This window comes from Microbacterium sp. LWO12-1.2 (genome assembly GCF_040675875.1).
Lineage (GTDB): Bacteria > Actinomycetota > Actinomycetes > Actinomycetales > Microbacteriaceae > Microbacterium.
This window is the reverse complement of record NZ_JBEGII010000001.1, coordinates 2,929,194-2,948,317: the sequence shown is the minus strand read 5'-3', so window position 1 is coordinate 2,948,317 and position 19,124 is coordinate 2,929,194. Positions and strand designations below refer to the sequence as shown.

The 19,124-nt window shown below is 69.1% G+C and carries 19 protein-coding genes; 13 read left to right on the top strand and 6 right to left on the bottom strand.

What is annotated here, in order from left to right:
* The first annotated feature begins 32 nt into the window (after positions 1-32).
* A complete protein-coding gene (gene speB, locus MRBLWO12_RS14080) occupies positions 33-983 on the top strand; it encodes an agmatinase (RefSeq protein WP_363556502.1) in 951 nt (316 codons plus the stop codon).
* A 111-nt stretch (positions 984-1,094) separates the two neighbouring features.
* Here the strand turns inward: speB and MRBLWO12_RS14075 are convergent, their stop codons facing one another.
* On the bottom strand, positions 1,095-2,189 hold the full coding sequence (locus MRBLWO12_RS14075; protein ID WP_363556500.1) for a hypothetical protein: 1,095 nt from the start codon (positions 2,187-2,189) through the stop codon (positions 1,095-1,097).
* A gap of 123 nt (positions 2,190-2,312) precedes the next feature.
* Between MRBLWO12_RS14075 and MRBLWO12_RS14070 the strand changes: the two genes are divergently transcribed.
* Positions 2,313-3,503, top strand: a complete 1,191-nt coding sequence (locus tag MRBLWO12_RS14070; RefSeq protein WP_363556498.1) for an MFS transporter — start codon at positions 2,313-2,315, stop codon at positions 3,501-3,503.
* A 108-nt stretch (positions 3,504-3,611) separates the two neighbouring features.
* Here the strand turns inward: MRBLWO12_RS14070 and MRBLWO12_RS14065 are convergent, their stop codons facing one another.
* Positions 3,612-4,580 (bottom strand): AraC family transcriptional regulator, encoded by a 969-nt coding sequence (locus tag MRBLWO12_RS14065; RefSeq protein ID WP_363556496.1) that lies wholly within the window; start codon positions 4,578-4,580, stop codon positions 3,612-3,614.
* Positions 4,581-4,623: 43 nt separating this feature from the next.
* Here MRBLWO12_RS14065 and MRBLWO12_RS14060 point away from each other — a divergent pair, with 43 nt between their 5' ends.
* Positions 4,624-5,085, top strand: coding sequence for a DUF3817 domain-containing protein (locus MRBLWO12_RS14060; RefSeq protein ID WP_363556494.1), 462 nt, complete (start codon positions 4,624-4,626; stop codon positions 5,083-5,085).
* Between the two features lie 29 nt (positions 5,086-5,114).
* On the opposite strand, the gene MRBLWO12_RS14055 is transcribed toward MRBLWO12_RS14060, so the two are convergent.
* The 4 genes from MRBLWO12_RS14055 to MRBLWO12_RS14040 all read right to left on the bottom strand — a co-directional run bounded on the left by MRBLWO12_RS14055 (position 5,115) and on the right by MRBLWO12_RS14040 (position 8,380).
* Positions 5,115-5,789 carry a hypothetical protein gene (locus tag MRBLWO12_RS14055; protein WP_363556492.1) on the bottom strand — a complete coding sequence of 225 codons (675 nt, stop codon included), beginning with the start codon at positions 5,787-5,789 and terminating at the stop codon, positions 5,115-5,117.
* Positions 5,790-5,848: 59 nt separating this feature from the next.
* On the bottom strand, positions 5,849-6,778 hold the full coding sequence (locus MRBLWO12_RS14050; RefSeq protein ID WP_363556490.1) for an NAD(P)/FAD-dependent oxidoreductase: 930 nt from the start codon (positions 6,776-6,778) through the stop codon (positions 5,849-5,851).
* Between the two features lie 109 nt (positions 6,779-6,887).
* Positions 6,888-7,616 (bottom strand): sirohydrochlorin chelatase, encoded by a 729-nt coding sequence (locus MRBLWO12_RS14045; RefSeq protein WP_363556488.1) that lies wholly within the window; start codon positions 7,614-7,616, stop codon positions 6,888-6,890.
* Positions 7,617-7,780: 164 nt separating this feature from the next.
* A complete protein-coding gene (locus MRBLWO12_RS14040; RefSeq protein WP_363556486.1) occupies positions 7,781-8,380 on the bottom strand; it encodes an HAD family hydrolase in 600 nt (199 codons plus the stop codon).
* Positions 8,381-8,538: 158 nt separating this feature from the next.
* Here MRBLWO12_RS14040 and MRBLWO12_RS14035 point away from each other — a divergent pair, with 158 nt between their 5' ends.
* From MRBLWO12_RS14035 to MRBLWO12_RS13990, 10 genes are all read left to right on the top strand, one after another.
* Positions 8,539-9,912, top strand: coding sequence for an HNH endonuclease signature motif containing protein (locus tag MRBLWO12_RS14035; RefSeq protein ID WP_363556484.1), 1,374 nt, complete (start codon positions 8,539-8,541; stop codon positions 9,910-9,912).
* Between the two features lie 158 nt (positions 9,913-10,070).
* Entirely contained in the window at positions 10,071-11,936 is a 1,866-nt protein-coding gene (gene dnaK / locus MRBLWO12_RS14030) for a molecular chaperone DnaK (protein WP_363556482.1), read from the top strand.
* A 2-nt stretch (positions 11,937-11,938) separates the two neighbouring features.
* Positions 11,939-12,577, top strand: coding sequence for a nucleotide exchange factor GrpE (locus MRBLWO12_RS14025; RefSeq protein ID WP_363556480.1), 639 nt, complete (start codon positions 11,939-11,941; stop codon positions 12,575-12,577).
* A gap of 7 nt (positions 12,578-12,584) precedes the next feature.
* Positions 12,585-13,568, top strand: a complete 984-nt coding sequence (locus tag MRBLWO12_RS14020) for a DnaJ C-terminal domain-containing protein (protein ID WP_363556478.1) — start codon at positions 12,585-12,587, stop codon at positions 13,566-13,568.
* A 102-nt stretch (positions 13,569-13,670) separates the two neighbouring features.
* Positions 13,671-14,099 carry a heat shock protein transcriptional repressor HspR gene (locus MRBLWO12_RS14015; RefSeq protein ID WP_363556476.1) on the top strand — a complete coding sequence of 143 codons (429 nt, stop codon included), beginning with the start codon at positions 13,671-13,673 and terminating at the stop codon, positions 14,097-14,099.
* 62 nt (positions 14,100-14,161) lie between these two features.
* The gene (locus MRBLWO12_RS14010; protein WP_363556474.1) at positions 14,162-14,827 is read left to right on the top strand and encodes a GntR family transcriptional regulator; all 666 of its coding nucleotides are present in this window, start codon (positions 14,162-14,164) and stop codon (positions 14,825-14,827) included.
* Positions 14,828-14,909: 82 nt separating this feature from the next.
* Positions 14,910-15,878, top strand: coding sequence for a tripartite tricarboxylate transporter substrate binding protein (locus tag MRBLWO12_RS14005; protein ID WP_363556472.1), 969 nt, complete (start codon positions 14,910-14,912; stop codon positions 15,876-15,878).
* Between the two features lie 86 nt (positions 15,879-15,964).
* Complete coding sequence (locus MRBLWO12_RS14000) at positions 15,965-16,504, top strand: tripartite tricarboxylate transporter TctB family protein (RefSeq protein ID WP_363556470.1); 540 nt, start codon at positions 15,965-15,967, stop codon at positions 16,502-16,504.
* A complete protein-coding gene (locus tag MRBLWO12_RS13995) occupies positions 16,501-18,156 on the top strand; it encodes a tripartite tricarboxylate transporter permease (protein ID WP_363556468.1) in 1,656 nt (551 codons plus the stop codon). The genes MRBLWO12_RS14000 and MRBLWO12_RS13995 overlap by 4 nt, the downstream gene beginning before the upstream one ends.
* Complete coding sequence (locus tag MRBLWO12_RS13990; protein ID WP_363556466.1) at positions 18,153-19,022, top strand: dihydrodipicolinate synthase family protein; 870 nt, start codon at positions 18,153-18,155, stop codon at positions 19,020-19,022. Before MRBLWO12_RS13995 ends, MRBLWO12_RS13990 begins: the two co-directional genes overlap by 4 nt.
* Positions 19,023-19,124 lie beyond the last annotated feature (102 nt).

Here is a 19,124-nt window from a genome sequence, read left to right as displayed (position 1 = left end):
CTTCCCGCCCCGACAGCAGAACAGGACTGATGATGACTGACAACGTGGGCCCGATCGACGCCTCCGCGAATCCCCGCTACTCCGGGATCGCGACCTTCGCGCGACTGCCGCGCATCGAAGACGTGCCGCGCGCCGACATCGCCGTCGTCGGCATCCCCTTCGACTCGGGCGTGAGCTACCGGCCGGGCACGCGATTCGGGCCGTCGCACGTGCGCGAGTCCTCGCGGCTGCTGCGTCCCTACAACCCCGCGCAGGACGTCTCGCCGTTCGAGCTCGCGCAGGTGGTGGACGCCGGCGACATCCCGGTGAACCCGTTCGACCTCACCGCGGCGGTGAACGAGGTGGAGCGCGCGGCGCTGGCCCTCGGCGAGCAGGTCTCGCGCATCGTCACGATCGGCGGAGACCACACGGTCGCGCTGCCACTGCTGCGCGCCGTCGCCGCGAAGCACGGTCCGGTCGCGGTGCTGCACTTCGACGCGCATCTCGACACCTGGGACACCTACTTCGGCGCCCCCATCACGCACGGCACGCCCTTCCGCCGTGCGAGCGAGGAGGGGCTGATCGACCTCACCGCCAGCTGCCACGTCGGCACCCGCGGACCGCTGTACTCGAAGCAGGACCTCGAGGACGACGAGCGCCTCGGCTTCTCGATCGTGTCGAGCGAATACATCGAAGAGCACGGCGTCGAAGCGGCGATCGCGCGGATACTGCAGCGCATCGGCGACAAGCCGCTGTACGTGTCCATCGACATCGACGTGCTCGACCCCGCGCATGCGCCGGGCACCGGAACCCCGGAGGCCGGAGGCCTCACGAGCCGTGAACTGCTCCGCATCCTGCGGGCGTTGCGCACGCAGCACATCGTGGGCGCCGACGTGGTCGAGGTGTCTCCCGCCTACGATCACGCGCAGATGACCGGCATCGCTGCGAGCCACGTCGTGTACGAGCTGGTGTGCCTGCTCGCCGCGCAGGTCGCGCAGCCGTAGTCCGGGCATCCGTCGGTCGACTTTCTGCGGCCAACTCGAACTTCTGCGGCCGGATGAGCCCCAGCTGGCCGCAGAAGATGCTGTCGGCCGCAGAAGTTGATGCCGGCGCGGTCAGCTCCCTGAGGGCGGGGTGAGGCGCACGAGCACGCCGTCTCCCTCGCCGCCGATCGCGACCACCCATGACGAACCCGTCCAGGCGGCGGCATTCGCCCCGCACAGGAACGGCAGCGGATGCTCCCCTGCCGCGTCGCCGAGACGAAGGGCATCGCCGCTCGAGGTCGCCGGGCACGGGTGGCGACCCTCGATCGCCGCTCGCGCCTCGGAGGAGCCGCCGACGATCACGCCCTGCACCTCGGTCCGCTCCGGTCGCCCGCCCGACCACAGCGCCGTGCCGTCCGGGGCCACAGCGACGAACGGGCGCTCGGCCACCTGCGGCTCACGGCTCAGCTCGGTGCCGTCGGCGGCGAGCACGATCCGCGCAGACGGCGTCGCCAGATACATCCGGCCGGCAGCGTCGACATCGAGGCCGATCGGCGGGATGCCGGGGCGGGCGCCCCAGGCGTCGTCGAGCTCGACCGGGCCGCTGTGCAGCAGAGTGCGTTCACCGCTGTCGAGGTCGACGCGCAGCACCTCGTAGTCGAGGTACTCGTCGGGCGGACGCGGCTGGTAGCGCACCACGATCGCATCGCCGTCGTGCACCGCGACGTCACCGAACTCGAAGTCCCCGTAGTCGAAGTCGCCCTCGTCGCCCACGGCGTCGCCCGGCAGATCTCGCAGCGTCATGGTGGTGGTGTCGAGCACCGAGAGCATCGGCATGACGTGCACCCGATCGCCCTGCGCCACCACGAGCTCGGTCGGCGACAAGGGCGCCATCGCACTGGTGTGCAGGAGCGGACCGGAATCGGCGTTGAACCGCGCGAGCGTCTCGCCATCGGCTCCGACGTGCAACCAGGAACCAGACGATGCCGTCCAGAACCCGCCAGCGCCGTCATCGGAGAGCACGTGCATCCCGTACGACACATCGATCGGATCGCCCGCAGGCACCGTCTCAGTGCCAGTGCCGGCGAAGGAGCTCCGGAACGAGATCGGCTCCAGCGCCCAGTCGTCCGGCCCTGGTTCCGGCGTGCACCCGGAGGCGAGCGCGATCACAGCAATGGCCGCGGCACCGGGCAGCATCCGCCGCCGTGCCCCTCCCCGATGTCGCATGCCTCCACTGTGCAAGCTCCGGCTGGGAACATCCCGATATCCCGAGATGACGCCGGACGAATGGTCGGATGCCGCGGACGCCTGGTCGGGCGGCGGCGTGCGGATGCCGCGAGGCTGGGGAACATGACAACAACCGCGCCCCTTCCGACGGCCGTTCCCCCGCGCGCGGAGCGCATCCGCTACGGCGCCCTCATCATGCTCATGCTCATGGGCTTCCTGCTCGTGACGGCCGAGTTCCTGCCCAACGGTGTGCTCACCGAGATGGCAGACGCGCTCGGCGTCACCCCCGGACAGGCGGGGCAGACAGTCACCGTGACGGCGCTGGTCGGACTCGTGGTCGCGCCGACGATCGGCCTGATGTTCCCGCGGCTCGACCGCCGCTCCCTGCTGGTGTGGATGGCGCTCGCCGCCGCCGTGTCGAACCTGATCGTGGCGATCGCGCCGAACCTTGTCATCATCCTGCTCGCCCGGTTCCTGCTGGGCGCCGCGATCAGCGCCTTCTGGGCGATGTCGATCACGGTCGCGGCTCGCCTCGCCGGCCCTGAGCACCTGGGTCGAGGCGTCATGTTCACCTCGGCAGGGGTCTCGCTCGCGACCGTCGCCGGAGTGCCGTTGGGTGTCATGCTGAGCGAGCTCGTGGACTGGCGGATGGTCTTCGCGATCGCGGGCGTTCTCATGGTGCTGCTCGCGGTGGCCCTGCGGTTCTCGCTGCCGTCTGTGCCCGCGGCACAGGCCTCGAGCCTCCGGCTGCTGGTCGACACGCTGCGTCGTCCTGGCATCGGGCTCGGCATGATCGGGCACATGCTCGTGGTGCTCGGACACTTCTCCGCCTACACCTACGTGCGACTGGCGCTCGAGCGCATCCCGGATGTCGACGCGTCGACGATCGTGGTGCTGCTCGCCCTGTTCGGCCTCGGCGGGTTGGCAGGCAACATCACGATCGGGCTGGTCATCGACCGCTCCTTCGCATTCTTCGCCGTCTTCGCGCCGCTCGTGATCGCGGCCGCGGTGATCTCGATGATCCTGCTGTCCGGCACCGTGATCGGCGTCGCGATCGTGGTGCTCGTGTGGGGCTTCTTCTTCTCGTCGTGGCTGATCGTCGCCAACACCTGGGTGGGGCACCGGATGCCCGACCGTCTCGAAGCCGGCGGCAGCCTGGTCGTCGTGGGATTCCAGGGCGCGATCGCCCTCGCGGCCGGCGTGGGCGGACTGCTCGTCGACACCCTGAGCATCGAGCTCGTCTACGTGATCGGCGCCGTGTCCTTGATCGCCGGCGCTGCGTTCTTCGGGGCCTCGAACCGCGTCAGGGCCTGAGGTCGCGGACGAAAACGGAGAGCATGCGCGTCGGATACAGCGTGTCGACAGACGGCGCGCGGATGCCGACGCGGATAGTCTCCGTTTTCGCGCGACTGGGGCGTGAAGCTACGCGGAGACGGGGGTGCGGTGTGCCTGGCGCCACGACGACGGCGTCATGCCGGTGCGGCGGCGGAAGGCGCGGCTGAAGCCCTCGTCCGAGGCGTACCCCAGTTCGCGTGAGATCTCGGAGACCGATCGGCCCTCGTCCAGCATCCGCTTGGCCGCATCGATGCGCACCTCGGTGACGTAGTCGGCGGGGGAGCGGCCGAGGGCCGAGCGGAACCGCGCGGCGAATGCGGAGCGCGACATGGCGCCGACGCTCGCGAGTCGCTCGACGGTCCACTCCCGTCCTGGTTCCTCGTGGATCGCATCGACCACGCGGTCGAGGAAGGGATCGTTCGACATCGACGGCCAGCCGGCGGGCGCGCAGCCGTTCGCGGCCCAGGCGCGGATGACGGAGAGCAGCACGGTCGTGGCCATCATCCGGCAGATGAGCGGATCGCCCTGGCGTACGGGGCAGGCGGCCGGGTCGACCAGCCCCATGTTCTCGGCCAGCGCCGCGGCAGCCGGCTCGAGCGCGTCGAACCCCGTCACGGTGATCACGTCGGGCAGCACGGCGCTGAGCCGGGAGGTGGTGTCCGACAGCACGAGATCGACGACCATGACGCTCGCCCCGGCGTCCGCCTGCAACAGGAATGCGGTCTCGCCCAGGGTCAGGAACGCGTCACCGGCACCCAGGCGGTCGGATGCTGCCGTGACGGCGACGCTCTGGGAGGTGCGGTCGACGCTGAGGCTGCACGCGGAGGTGAGCGGCGGATGACCCTGCACGCTCCCGCCCGCGACGTAGACGAGGGTGACGGCGCCGGCGGCCAGGGGGAGCAGCCCGCCCGCGGGGAGGGCGACGCGACGCGCGACGCCGACCTGGAGGTCGACGGCGCCGAGCACCTGCGAGAGGGCATCCGCGTCCACGATCGTCATGCCTTCGGCAACGCCGTCGCGAGGCTCCGTATTCCGCTGCGCGCTCAGCAACGACATCGGTGTCCCCGATACGCTGGCAGGACGCCACCCGAGGAGTCCCGTGTTCCGTTCACCCGACCGCCTGTTCCGAGTTCTCGCGATCGCGGAGGCGATCACCTGGACGATCCTGATCTCCGCGATCATCGCCAGGGCGGTGGGAGCACCGGGCGTCGTCGTCACGATCGGCGGGGGCATCCACGGCTTCGTGTTCCTCGCCTACGGGGCCACCGCCGTGCTGATCGCGCTGAACCAGCGGTGGCATGTCGGTGTCGCCGCGCTCGCCGTGGTCAGCGCCGTCGTCCCCTACGCCACGATCCCCACCGAGATCTGGCTGCACCGCACGGGCCGACTCGAGGGAGCCTGGCGTCTCGACGCCACGGACGACCCGCGCGACGGCCGCTGGTATGACCGACTGATGCGGTGGTTCCTGCGTCGTCCGTGGGTGCTCGCGGTGCTGCTCGCCGGCGGCATCGTCGCGCTCTACGTCATCCTGCTGCTCGTGGGCCCGCCCGGCGGCAAGTGACCGGCGCGCTCAGAGCCTGACCGACGTGCTCACGGCGTGACGACGACCGCGTTCCGTTCGACGACTTCGGCCAGGATGCTGTTCGCATCGCCCCCGGTGCAGTCGGCGATCACATACAGCCCGACCCCGGTGGCGGTGAAGGAGCGCGCCGCGATGATCCAGGTGCGCTCTCCGTCCTCGCCGGTGAGCTGCCGGTTCTCGACGCCTCCGGCGCCGCCGACCTGGTAGCTGAACTCGCCCGTCGTGGCCAGCGGGGTGATCTCCGCGGTCGTCGACTGCAGCAGAGTGCCGAGGATCGCATCCGACGATGCGCTGTCGTCGCCGGGGACCACGGGAACATCGGGAGTGAGGCCCTGCCAGAACCTCGCCGTGCACGTGCCGTCGGCCGTGCCGTAGGTCCAGCCTCCGTTGCCGTCGTCGGGCGAGACGCTCACCCACCCGTCGGCGGTCATGAAGCCGTCACCCCATTCGATGTACGCGGTGGCCGGCAGCTCCTGCCCTGCCGCGAAGGTCAGCTCGGCGGGGAGCTCGCCTTCGGGTTCGTCGATCGGCGCATCGGATGCGGTCGGCGTCGGTTCCGCGACCCCGGGGTCGCTCGCCGGGATCTGGGCGTACAGGCATCCGCTGAGCGGGATCACCGACACGGCGACGATCGCGGTCGCAGCGAGGCGGAGCAGCGGTCTGGCCGATCGGGAGCGGGTCATGCCGGTCAGCCTAGCCTTCGAGGTCATCCGGCTCGATGGGTAGTTCTGCCCTGCCCGGGTCAGTGGGCGGTGGCGACGCCCACCGCATCGTGCACCATGACGGCGGCCACCCTGGCCCCCGCTCCCGCGGCGACGATGAGCTGCTGGGGTCCCGGGGTGGCCGCATCGCCGGCGGCGTAGAGGCCTGGTACGTCGGTGCGACCGGAGCGATCGGTCACCAGGTTGCCGTCGCCGTCGAGTGCGGGGGCGATGTCATCGAGGAACGACAGCTCGGTCTGCCACTCTGGTCGCACGAAGCCGCCGTCGAGCGCGACCGCTGTGCCGTCCGCGAGCCGGACGGCTTCGAGCGTGCCGCGCTCGCCCACGAGCTCGGTGATCCGCTGCCGCTGCACGGTGACGCCCGCGGCTTCGAGCTCGGTCTGCTGGGCGGGGGTCACAGCATCTGACCCGAGCGTGAACACCGTGAGGCTGTCGGTCCACCGGGCGATCAGCCGCGCGCGGTCGGCGAGATCGGAGGACTCGCCGATCAGGGCGAGACGACGGTCGCGCAACTCCCACGCGTCGCACGCGGCGCAGCTGAACAGGCTGATGCCGTAGAAGCCGCGCAGGTTCGGCACGTCGGGCAGGGTCTCGCGCAGGCCGGTCGCCAGCAGCACCGAGCGGGCCGACACGGAGCCGGTGGGCTCGCGTCGCCCGACCTCGGCGGTGAAGCCGGCATCCGTGGTGCGCAGCGCGAAGACCCGGTTGCGCGAGAGGATCTCGATGTTCGGATAGGCGGCGAGCTCTTCCCTGGCCAGTCGCCGCAGCTCGTGGGGCGGCAGGCCGTCGCGCGTCAGGAAGCCGTGCGACTGCAGGGTCGCGGCGTTGCGGGGCCGGTCGGCGTCGACCACGAGCACGCGCATCAGGGATCGGCCGAGGTTGAGAGCGGCCGAGAGCCCGGCGGGGCCGCCACCGATGATCAGCACGTCGTACGGGGCCTGATCCGTCATGCGCATCCTCCTGGGGGGAAGGGCGGCGACGAGGGAGATCGCGCGCGGGAGCGGCGATCATGGCGGCGCCGCCGGGCGGGCCGAATGCGGGGTAAGGCTCGCCTTACTCCTATCCTGCCAGTTCTACGGTGCGGGTGGTGCCGCCGTCGGTCGGGACGCCTGCCGCCGGGATGCCGGCCGCAGCATCTTCGTAGCGCGCCACCACGAGCGAGATGAGCGGCTCGGGCACGCTGATGCCGTTCAGGAGCGGGAGCGTCAGGCTGCGGCCGGAGGCGTGCCGCACAGCGAGATCGAAGAGAGGGCCCCGGGCGAGCAGATACGTCGACACGACCGCGTCGGGATGCGCCGCCAGCACGGTCGGCAGATCCGGTTCGCGGGCCGCGAGGTGCGCGAGGTGCACGGGGCGGCCCAGATTCGCCTGGAGCTGCGCGGCCATGCTCTCGGCATCGGTGAGCGAGCGGGGGTCGCGCGACCCCGCCGCCGCGAGGATCACGGGATGATCCGTCGCCCCGGACAGGCGCTGCGCCAGCACTCGCGCCAGCCTCGGGTCGGGGCCGAGCGGGTCGGCGACGACCGCGTCCATCCGGTCGGCCACGAGGCGGTGCAGGTCGTGGTGTGAGGGACACCCCGACGACAGCAGCAGGGGCACGACCACGACCGGCCCCTCGATCGTCGCGAGCGCGCCGCGGGCATCGGGCAGCTGCAGGTCGAGGAAGGCGGTGCGCACCTCCACCTCCGGCAGGTCTGCGGCGACCTGAGCGGCGAGGTCGGCGATCGCGCGGGCCCCGTCGACGTCATCGGTGCCGTGCGACACGGCGAGCAGCGTGGGGCGGGCCATGAAGGCGACTGTAGGCGTCGTCTGTGACCGGGATGTTTCGGGCGCGTGAGGTGCCGGTTCACAACTCCTCAAGATCTGAGCCCGCCGTCGCGCGGGACCCCGATTCGGCGGGGCCGTCCGCGGCTGGCCCGTGGCTTCTCGAGGAGTTGTGGACGGGGGCGTACTCAGGCGGCGGCGGTGCGTACGTCCACTCCGCTGTCTCGGAGGGCGGCGCGGAGGGCCCCGACATCCGTGAACACGTGCGTGTGCAGCCCGAGCTCGGCTGCTCCCACCACCTTCGACGGTGAGTCGTCGGTGAAGAACACCTGATCGGCGCGGAGTCCGAGCGCGTCGAGGACGTGACGGAACGCCCGAGGGTCCGGCTTGGCGAAGCCGATCTCCGCCGAGTTGAAGATCGGGGAGAAGTGGTGGTCGAGACCGCAGCTCGCGACCTCGGCGGCGATCGTGTCGGTGCCGTTGGTGAGGATCGCCGTGATCGCACCGAGTGTGCGCAGCTCGAGGGCGAGCGCGACCGCGTCCGGATCGACCGTGAACTTCGTGCGTCCCCACTCGTCGACGGCCTGCGCTGCCCCCGTCTGCTCGGCGACTCGATGGAGCCATTCGGCCCGGGTGATGCGCCCCGTGGTCACGTCATCGATCGCGGGCGAGCGGAAGGCGGCGCGTCCGATCGCGCCGGCCTCGAGGCCGTGACGCGCCTCGAGGTCGGGATCGTGGTCGAAATGACGGACGACTCCGTCGAGGTCGAAGAGCACGGCACGTATCATCCGACCATCCTGTCGTGCGAGCTCGGCTGGGGGTGACCGCGCACGCCGCTGATGCGCAGAGGCGGTGGATCGTATGGAGCTGAATCAGCAGGCCGATATTCCGGATTCATGCTCTGATCAGGCCTTTCAATGTCGGTGGCCCCTGCTGTACTGGAAGAATGACGGCGCTGATGGACGTGACAGGGGAACAGGTGGCCACGCTCGATGAGCTGGTGGATCTGCTGCAGTCCGTCGAGCGCACGATCGGCAGTCTGCAGGCGGCGCGAGACGGGATCCTGGCGCTGGGCTCGCGGTGGGCGGTCGAAGTCGCCGATCAGGCACAGCATCCTGAGGGAGCGGACATGGCAGCGCGCTCCGTGGCGGCCGAGATGGCCACTGCTCTGCGCATGAGCGACCGCACCATCCAGCGGCGCATGGCCGAAGCGGACTGGCTGGTGACCCGATTCCCGCTGGTGTGGGCGGCGCAGGGCGCCGGGCGCATCAGCGCGGCGCATGCGCGGGTGATCGTCGACGCCGCAGAGCACCTCGATGCGGCGGAGGACCGCGATGCCTACTCGACTCAGATGATCGCCCTCGCCGAGGTCGAGGCTCCGAACCGGGTGGCGCGCATGGCCCGTCGCGTCGCCGAACGCTTCCAGCCGCGGTCGCTCGACGAGCGTCATCATGATGCGCGTGAGCAGCGCGGGGTGTGGGTGAAGGACGCGGCAGACGGCATGGCGCAGTTGGGGCTGTTGGGCCCGGCCGCGCTGGTGCGCGGCGCATTCGACCGGCTGACGAGCATGGCCGACGCGGTGAAGGCCGCGCACGCCGCAGATCCTGATGGCCCTCGTTCCGTTGAACGCACGGCGTCCGCTGAACTCGGTGCGCCCGGTGAACCCGGTGCGCCCGGTGAACCCGATGTGTCCGCTGCGGTGGCCGACGGGCGCACGATGGATCAGCTCCGCGTCGACCTCGCGCTCGACCTGTTGCTCACCGGCGCTCCCGCCGGACACGACGGGTCTGGCGGGGCGCTCGGTGCCATCGCGGCTCACGTCTCCGTGACGATTCCCGTGATGGCGTTGTGGGGGCGTGGCGATGCCGCCGCCGAACTCGACGGCAGGGCACCGATCGACATCGAGACGGCGCGGAGGCTCGCCGGAGCGGCGTCCGGATGGGATCGGGTGCTCACCGACCCGGTCCACGGGTCAGTCCTCGCAGTGGATCGCTATCGACCGAGTGCGCGCTTGCGTCGGCACCTTCGGGCCAGGGATCAGAGATGCCGATTCCCCGGGTGCGGGCGGCCGCCGAGCGACAGCGACATCGACCATACGCACGATGCTGCGCTCGGCGGAGCGACAAGCGAGGAGAATCTGGCGCACCTGTGTCGCCGGCATCACATGCTGAAGCATCACACCCCCTGGCATGTGGAGCGTCTCGATGGCGGGCTTCTCTCGTGGACGAGCCCGACAGGGAGGACTTACATCGACCGACCTCAGCCGTCGAACACGGTGGTGTTCCGTGGTGATGACGCGCCGTCGGGTGCACCGTTCTGAGTGGGGAGCCGACCGCAGCTCCAAAGTTGAGCCAATTCATATCAAGTTTGTTTGACAGCATCCGGACGTCGGAGTACAGTTGAGTCATCGCGACTCAGGTTTCCCTGATCGCCGCAAGTTTCTGAACCGATCAACGTCCTCAACAAAGGAGAAAACACATGGCACGTGCTGTGGGAATCGACCTCGGAACGACGAACTCCGTCGTCAGCGTCCTCGAGGGTGGCGAGCCGAAGGTCATCGCCAACGCAGAAGGCTTCCGCACGACCCCGTCTGTGGTCGCATTCACGAAGGACGGCGAGGTGCTGGTCGGTGAGACCGCGAAGCGCCAGGCCGTCACTAACGTCGACCGTACGATCTCTTCCGTCAAGCGCCACATGGGCACCGACTGGAGCTTCGACGTCGACGGCAAGAAGTGGACGCCGCAGGAGATCTCCGCGCGCATCCTCATGAAGCTGAAGCGCGACGCCGAGTCGTACCTGGGTGACACGGTGACCGACGCGGTCATCACCGTCCCCGCGTACTTCAACGACGCCGAGCGTCAGGCCACGAAGGAAGCCGGCGAGATCGCCGGGCTCAACGTGCTCCGCATCATCAACGAGCCCACCGCCGCGGCCCTCGCCTACGGCCTCGACCGCGGTAAGGAGGACGAGCTCATCCTCGTCTTCGACCTCGGTGGTGGAACGTTCGACGTCTCCCTCCTCGAGGTGGGCAAGGACGACGACTTCTCGACCATCCAGGTGCGCTCGACCGCCGGTGACAACCGCCTCGGTGGAGACGACTGGGACCAGCGCCTGGTCGACTTCCTGATCAAGCAGTTCAAGGAGACCACTGGCGTCGACGTCTCGGGTGACAAGATCGCCCTGCAGCGTCTGAAGGAAGCGGCTGAGCAGGCGAAGAAGGAGCTCTCGAGCTCCACGAGCACCAGCATCAACCTGCCGTACCTGTCGCTCACCGACTCCGGCCCGGTGTCGCTCAGCGAGACGATCACCCGCGCGAAGTTCGAGGACCTGACCAAGGACCTGCTCGACCGCACCAAGAAGCCGTTCGAGGATGTCATCCGCGAAGCCGGCATCAAGGTCGCCGACATCGACCACATCGTGCTCGTGGGTGGATCGACCCGTATGCCCGCCGTCGCCGAGCTCGTCAAGCGCGAGACCGGCAAAGACGCGAACAAGGGCGTCAACCCTGATGAGGTCGTCGCCGTCGGTGCCGCACTCCAGGCCGGCGTCCTCAAGGGCGAGCGCAAGGACGTCCTGCTCATCGACGTCACCCCGCTGAGCCTCGGCATCGAGACCAAGGGCGGGATGATGACGAAGCTCATCGACCGCAACACCGCGATCCCGACCAAGCGCAGCGAGACCTTCACCACGGCAGACGACAACCAGCCGTCCGTCGCGATCCAGGTCTTCCAGGGCGAGCGCGAGTTCACGCGTGACAACAAGCCGCTGGGCACCTTCGAGCTGACCGGCATCGCGCCGGCTCCTCGTGGCATCCCGCAGGTCGAGGTCACCTTCGACATCGACGCGAACGGCATCGTGCACGTGTCCGCCAAGGACAAGGGCACCGGCAAGGAGCAGTCGATGACGATCACGGGCGGCTCCTCGCTGTCCAAGGACGACATCGAGCGCATGGTGCGCGAGGCCGAGGAGAACGCGGCCGAGGACAAGAAGCGCCGTGAGGCCGCCGAGGTCCGCAACCAGGCCGAGACCCTCGCCTACTCGATCGACAAGCTGATCAAGGAGAACGAGGACAAGCTCCCCTCCGACGTCAAGGAGTCGGTCCAGGCCGACGTCGACGCCCTCAAGACGGCTCTCGCCGGCGAGGATGACGACGCCGTGAAGACCGCGTTCGACAAGCTCAACGAGTCGCAGGCGAAGCTCGGCGAGGCGATCTACGCGCAGTCTCAGGCGGACGCCGCAGCCGGCGCTCCGGCTGACGGCGAGACGCCCACCGCCGATGGCGCATCCTCCGAGGAGGACGTCATCGACGCCGAGGTCGTCGACGACGAAGAAGACAAGAAGTAATCATGACGGACAAGAACTTCGACGAAGTGCCTGACGAGAATCAGGACGCGGCCGGGGTTCACGGTGAGGGGTCGGATGCTCAGGCATCCGGCCCCGCGCCGCAGAACCCGGACTCCACCGAGGCCGCGGCGGCCGAGGGCTCTGACGACGACCTCACGGTCGACGACATCCTCGGCGCGACGCAGACCGGTGAGGCTGCGGCGGAGGACGCCGTGCTCGCCGACCTCGAGTCGACGCTGCTCAACGACCTCAAGCGCCTCCAGGCCGAGTACGCCAACTACCGTCGCCGCACCGAGGACCAGCGTCAGCTGGAGATCGAGCGTGCGAAGGGCGAGGCGGCTAAGGGCCTGGTCCCGGTGCTCGACGATCTCGACCGTGCCGCTCAGCACGGCGACCTCGTCGAGGGCACTCCCTTCGCCGCGATCGCCGAGAAGGTGCGCGCGGTCGTGGAGCGCCTCGGTGTCGTCTCGTACGGCGAGAAGGGTGAGGAATTCGACCCCCAGCGCCACGAGGCGATCTTCCAGCAGCCCACGCCGGGTGCCGAGAAGACCACGATCCTCGAGGTCATCGAGGTGGGCTACCGCCTCGGAGACGTCGAGCTGCGTCCTGCGAAGGTCGTCGTCGCTGTCCCTGCAGAGTAGGTGATCAATGGCTAGCCAGGATTGGTTCGACAAGGACTTCTACAAGACTCTCGGGGTCTCGAAGGACGTCAGCGAGGCCGAGCTGAAGAAGGCGTATCGCAAGCTCGCGCGCAAGTACCACCCCGACTCCAATCAGGGTGATGCCAAAGCCGAGGCGACGTTCAAGGAGATCAGCGAGGCCTACTCGGTGCTCTCCGACGCCGAGCAGCGCAAGGAGTACGACGAGATCCGCGCCATGGGCTCGGGCGCTCGCTTCACGGCGGGCGGCTCGGGTGCCGGCGGGTTCGAAGACGTCTTCAGTCGCTACGGGCAGAGCCGTGGGGGACAGTCCGCTGACTTCGAGGACATCTTCGCGATGTTCAACCAGGGTCAGGGCGGTTCCTTCGGGTCCGGTCGGTTCGGTCAGACATCCGGCGGATTCCGCGGATACGGCGGCCCGCAGCGCGGCGCCGACGTCACCGCGCGCACCACGCTCGACTTCGTCACCGCCGTGCAGGGAGAGACCATCTCCCTCCAGGGCGAGGACGGCAAGCCGTTCAAGGTGAAGATCCCCGCCGGTGTCGCCGACGGGCAGAAGATCCGTCTGCGCGGCCGCGGTCGCCCCTCGCCGGATGGCGGGGACAACGGCGACATCGTCGTGCAGATCGCGGTGCGTCCGCATCCGGTCTTCACCCGTGACGGGCTGAACCTCCGCGTGACGGTGCCGGTGACCTTCACGGAGGCCACCCTCGGTGCCACGATCGAGGTGCCGACGCTCGGGGGCGACCCCGTGAAGCTCCGCGTCGCACCTGGTACCCCCTCCGGGCGGGTGCTGCGCGTCAAGGGGCGCGGCGTCAAGACCTCGAAGGGCACGGGCGACCTGCTCGCCGAGCTCCAGGTCGCGGTGCCGTCGCATCTCGACGACGCTGCACGCGAGGCGCTGGAGAAGTTCCAGGCGCTCGAGCCCACGGAGAACCCGCGGGCCGAGCTGATGGCGAAGGCTCGACGGTGATACTGGACGTAGGTGAATCCGCCGGCGTAGGACGTTTCCCCGCGAAACGGCCTACGCCGGCGGATTCGCCTGCCTTCGTGACGAGGCAGGAGGTGAAGGGCCATGGCTGAACGCCGTATGGACGCCGACACCCCGGTGTTCGCGATCGCCGCGGCGGCCGAGCTCGCCGGCATGCATCCGCAGACCCTGCGCCAGTACGACCGCATCGGGCTGGTCGTGCCCGGCCGCACGTCGGGCGGTTCGCGCCGCTACTCCACCCGCAACATCGAGCAGTTGCGCGAAGTCGCGCAGCTCTCCGCCGAGGGCATGAGCCTTCCCGCAATCGCACGACTGCTCGACCTCGAGGACGAGAATCGGATGCTGCGCCGCCGTGTCTCCGAACTCGAAGCCGCCGTGCGCGCCGAGCGGGAGAATCGCCCCGGCGTGCGCGTCTTCGCCGCCGGTTCCGCCGGCGTGGTGCCGATGCCGGGCGGACGACGGCTGCGCCGTTCGACCGATGTCGTGCTCTGGAACCCGCGCGACGGTCGCTGAGACCGATTCCGTCTGCTGGTCGCGACGGTGTGTATCCTGTCAACAGTTAACAGGAGGTCGCCGTGACGCAGACTGTCAAGCGCGGAGAATCCCTCGGAGCCCAGGTGGCTCAGGTGCTGAGACACCGTATCGTGCGCGGAGAACTCGCGCCAGGTGCCCGCATCACCGAGGAGGCGCTCGCCGAGGAGTTCGAGGTGAGCCGCGGACCGATCCGCGATGCGCTCACGCAGCTCAGCTTCGAGAAGCTGATCGAGGTGCAGCGCCCACGCGGCGTGTACATCGTCGGGCTCACGCAGGATGATGTGGACCAGCTCTACAGCCTGCGCGGTGCGCTCGAACAACTCGCGCTCTCGCGGGCCATGAGGGTCGACGACGCGGCTCGTTGGGCGCCGATGGCCGCGGCCGTCGGGCGCATGGGGGCGGCCGCCGATGCGGGCGATCATGCCGCCTTCGTCGCCGCCGACCTCGAGTTCCACTCGCAGATCTACGCACTCGCGGACCATCCGCGTCTCGAGGGGGCGTGGGCGCAGTACCTCCCCACCTTCACCGCGCTGCTCGAGGTCACGATCAACCACGACGAGGACCTGCATGAGTCGTCCGGCGACCACGTGATCCTCATGGACGTGATGCGCAGTGGAACCCCTGAGCAGGCGGCTGCCGTGCTCACGGCGCACCTCGACGGGGCTCGCGAACGGATGCTGAGCGAGATCTCGAACCGTCCCGCCTGATGCCTCAGTGTTGACTGTTAACAGTCAACACTGCTAGCCTCGCGTTGTCGACAACACGGTCGACCCACGTAGAGGAGCAAAGATGCCCCGCAAGCGCATCACCCGGGCGGCCGCCGCGATCGCCGCCCTCGCAGCCACCGCTCTCATCGTCTCGGCCTGCACCAAGGTCGAAGAGGGCGAGACCGCAGAGTCGGCCTTCCCCGAGAGCGACATCCGACTGATCATCCAGGCGAACCCCGGCGGAGGCTCCGACCTCTCGTCGCGTGCCCTGGCCACCGAACTCGAGAAAATCCTCGGCGTCAGCATCATCCCCGAGAACATGCCAGGCGCCGCCGGCGCGCTCGCGATGGAGTACGTCGGCGCGCAGGACCCCGACGGCTACGTCATCGGCTTCGCGCCGGTCGAGATCGCGATGCTGAACACCACCCAGGGTGCGAACGTGCTCCCCGAGGACTTCGACCTGCTAGGGCAAATCATGCTCGCACCGGGCGTCATCACGGTCGGCGCGAACAGCGGCATCGAGTCGCTGGAAGACCTCGTCGCCCAGGCCGAGGCCGGCGCCGTCACGGTCGCGAACTCCGGGGCCGGCTCCATCTGGGAGGCCGCGACCATCGGCCTCGGCACCGCCACCGACGCCACCTTCACCCCGGTTCCCTACGACGGCGGTGCGACCGCGGTCGCCGCAGCCGCCTCGGGCGAGACCGTCGCCGCCGTCTCCGGACTCGGCGAGGCGCTCGCACAGGGTGAGGCCGTGCGCATCCTCGCCGTCATGAACGACGAGCGCCACCCCGACGCGGAAGACGTGCCGACGGTCGACGAGGCCATCGGTGAAGAGGTCGTGTTCGGCGGCTGGGGCGGCATCTACGCCCCGAAGGGCCTGCCGGACGACGTGAAGAGCGAGCTCGAGGCGGCTGTCAAGGAAGCCGTCGAGTCCGACAGCTACCAGCAGTTCCAGAAGGACGCAGGAAACCTGGTCGTCTACCGCGACTCCGCCGAGTGGACCACCTTCGTCGACGAGCAGTTCACGCTGTTCAAGGACCTGTTGGGCTGAGAGCCGGGATTCTGACGCTGCGGGGCCGGACTCATCGCCGGCCCCGCAGTGCTTCGGACTCGCACTCAGTTCACGCAAGGAGCATCATGTCCCTCTCCGAGACCCCCGCGGCACCTGCAGAGCAGGACGAATACGAAGGTGCCCCCGCCTCGCGGTGGCTCGAGATCGCCTTCGCTGTCGTCGCTCTGGCATTCACCGCCGGCTACCTGTTCCTCACCACCCAGATCTCACTGCGCCGCGAAGCCGCCCCCGGACAGATCGACGCCCGATTCTGGCCGCTCGTGATCGGCATCACCGGTGTCGTGATCGCCATCGCGCTGCTCGCCATCGCGCTCACCCGACCGGCGCCCACCCGCGAAGACCTCGAGCGCATCCAGCCGGGCGGCTACCTCCGTGTCATCGCCACGCTCGCCATCACCGGCGCCTTCATCGCCGTGTGGTCGCTCAGCACCGTCATCCTCTTCGGCTACCGCATCGAGGTCTTCCCCGTCGCCGCCGCTCTCTTGATGGCCGCCCTCATGCTCCTCTACGGCCACCGCCGTTGGCTGAGCCTGATCATCTACTCCGCCTCCGTCACGGCGTTCGTCTACGTCGTGTTCGGCATGCTCCTGAGGATCCCCCTGTGAACGCGCTCATGGAGGGGCTGAACTCGCTCCTCGACATCTCGATCCTGCTCTACATGCTCGTCGGCCTGGTGCTCGGCTTCATGGTCGGAGCCTTCCCCGGCATCACCGCGACCATGGCGGTCGCGCTCGCCGCCGGCTTCACGATGACCCTCGAGCCCGTGCAGGGCCTCGCGGTGCTGCTCACCATCTACGTCGCCGCGAACTTCGGCGACCGGGTGCCCTCGATCCTCATCAACACTCCAGGGACGCCGGCCTCGATCGCCACCACCCTCGACGGCTACCCCATGGCCAAGCAGGGGCGAGCCGGTCTCGCGCTGACGATCTCCGCGATCGTCTCGGCCGTCGGCATCCTCGCCTCCCTCGTGCTGTTCTCGGTCGCCGCCGTGCCGATCGCCAGCTTCGCCCGTGACTACTTCAAGTCGCCCGAGCTGTTCGCGCTCGTCATCTTCGGCATCTCGATCATGATCGGCATCTCGTCGAAGTCGATGCTCAAGGGCATCCTCGCCGGTCTCTTCGGCCTCATGCTCGGCACGGTCGGCACGTATGCCGCGACCGCGGATCAGCGCTTCACGTTCGGTGTGCTCGAGCTGGTCGAGGGCGTCAACTTCATCGCCGTGATCATCGGTCTCTTCGGCATCGCCGAGCTGTTCGACCAGCTGCTCACATACCGCAAGTCGAACGTGCGGCCGATCTCGGCGCTCGGCCGCTGGTGGCCGAACAGGGCGGAGCTGAAGCAGAGCGGCCGCGCCACTGCGGTCGGCGGCGCGGTCGGCCTCGGCGTCGGGCTCATCCCCGCAGCCGGCGGCGACATCGCCGGACTCATCGGCTGGGAGCGGGCGCGCAAGGTCTCGAAGCACCCTGAGATGTTCGGCAAGGGATCGATCGAGGGCGTCGCCGCCTCGGACACCGCCTCCAGCGCCACGCTCGGCGGATCGCTCACCACGACCATGGCGCTCGGCATCCCTGGCGACTCGGTCATGGCGGTCATGATCGGCTCGATGATCATCTGGGGCATCACCCCCGGCCCGACGCTGTTCACCAACCGCCCCGACCTCGTCGTCTCGATCGTCGGCATCATGCTGGTCGCCACGATCCTGTCACTGGTGCTGAGCCTGGTGCGCATGAAGGGCATGGTGAAGCTGCTCGACGTGCCGCAGCCGTACCTGTGGAGTGGCATCCTGATCTTCTGCATCATCGGCACCTATGCCACCTCGAACAGCCTCTCGACCGTGGTGACCATGCTGGTCTTCGGCGTCGTGGGCGTGCTGCTCAAGCGCATGCAGGTGCCGGCCGGTCCGGTGGTGCTCGGTCTGCTGCTCGGACCGCTCGCCGAGGAGAACCTGGCCCGCACGCTCGCGATCCTGCCCACGCGTCCGTTCTTCGAGGTCGTCAGCCCGATCGCACTCGTGCTGCTGGCGCTCGCGGTGCTGTCGATCGTGATGCCCGCGATCCGTGCCGCACGCAAGCCCCGCGACAAGCGAGCCTCGCTCGAGGACTCGATCCTGCACGACGAGAGCATCGTGCAGATCGAGAAGGCGCACGACGAACTCGCCGCCCAGCCCGACCTGCTGACCTCGACCGTCCGCAACGTCGACACATCTGCCCGCGCGACCCGCAAGGCGCGCACGAACTCCAAGGAGAACGAGAAGTGACCCGCTACGACATCCTGACCGCCGTCCCCACCGCGTTCCACCGCGACGGGACCCTCGACCTCGAGGGCTCGCGGGCGATCTTCCGCTTCGTCGGGGAGTCCGGCAATGAGGGCGCCTTCATCCTCGGCACGACGGGCGAGTTCCCGGCCGTGGATGCGGCCGAGTTCGCGGCACTCGTCGAAGCGGCACTCGAGGAGCTGGCCGGCCGGATGCGCGTGATCGTGCACGTCGGCCAGCCCAGCACGTTCGAGGCCATACGTCTCACCCGCATCGCCCGCGAGCTGGGGGCGACCGAGTTCGCCGCCCTCACCCCGTACTACCTCAGGGCCACGGATGACTCGATCTTCGAGTACTACCGCGCACTGTCGGAGGCCGTCGGCGACGGGCGGATGTACGTCTACATCTACCCCGCCCGCAGCGGCAATCCGGTCTCGCCGGAGCTGCTGGTGCGGCTTTCGGCCCTGCCCGGCATCGTCGGTGCCAAGCTGAGCGAGCTCTCGCTCGACGAGATCGCCGCCTACCGCGCCGTGGTTCCGGAGGACTTCGAGCTCTACACCGGCGCCGACCGCGACCTGATCGCCGCCGTCGCCGCGGGTGCACAGGGGGTCATCTCCGGAGTCTCATCGGTCACGCCGAAGCCGTTCCGCGCCCTCGCCGACGCCGGACGCACGGGAGACGCCGACGCGATCGCCCGTGCGCAGGTCGCGGTCGACGCCGTGGTGTCGCTGATCGGCGGCGACATGGCGCGCATGAAGGAGGCGTACCGCGTGCTCGACGTGGTCGACACCTACTGCCGCATGGCGATCGCGGACCCGACGGATGCCGAGCGCACCGCCGTCGCCGAGGTCGTGGCCGCACACCGCTGAGTGCCGGGCCGGCCCTGGTCCGGAGTGGGCACAGGAGAGGGAAAGGTCGCCTCCCTAGCGTGGAATCAGGGAACGACCCTGCTCCGCGCCTGGCGCGCGGGT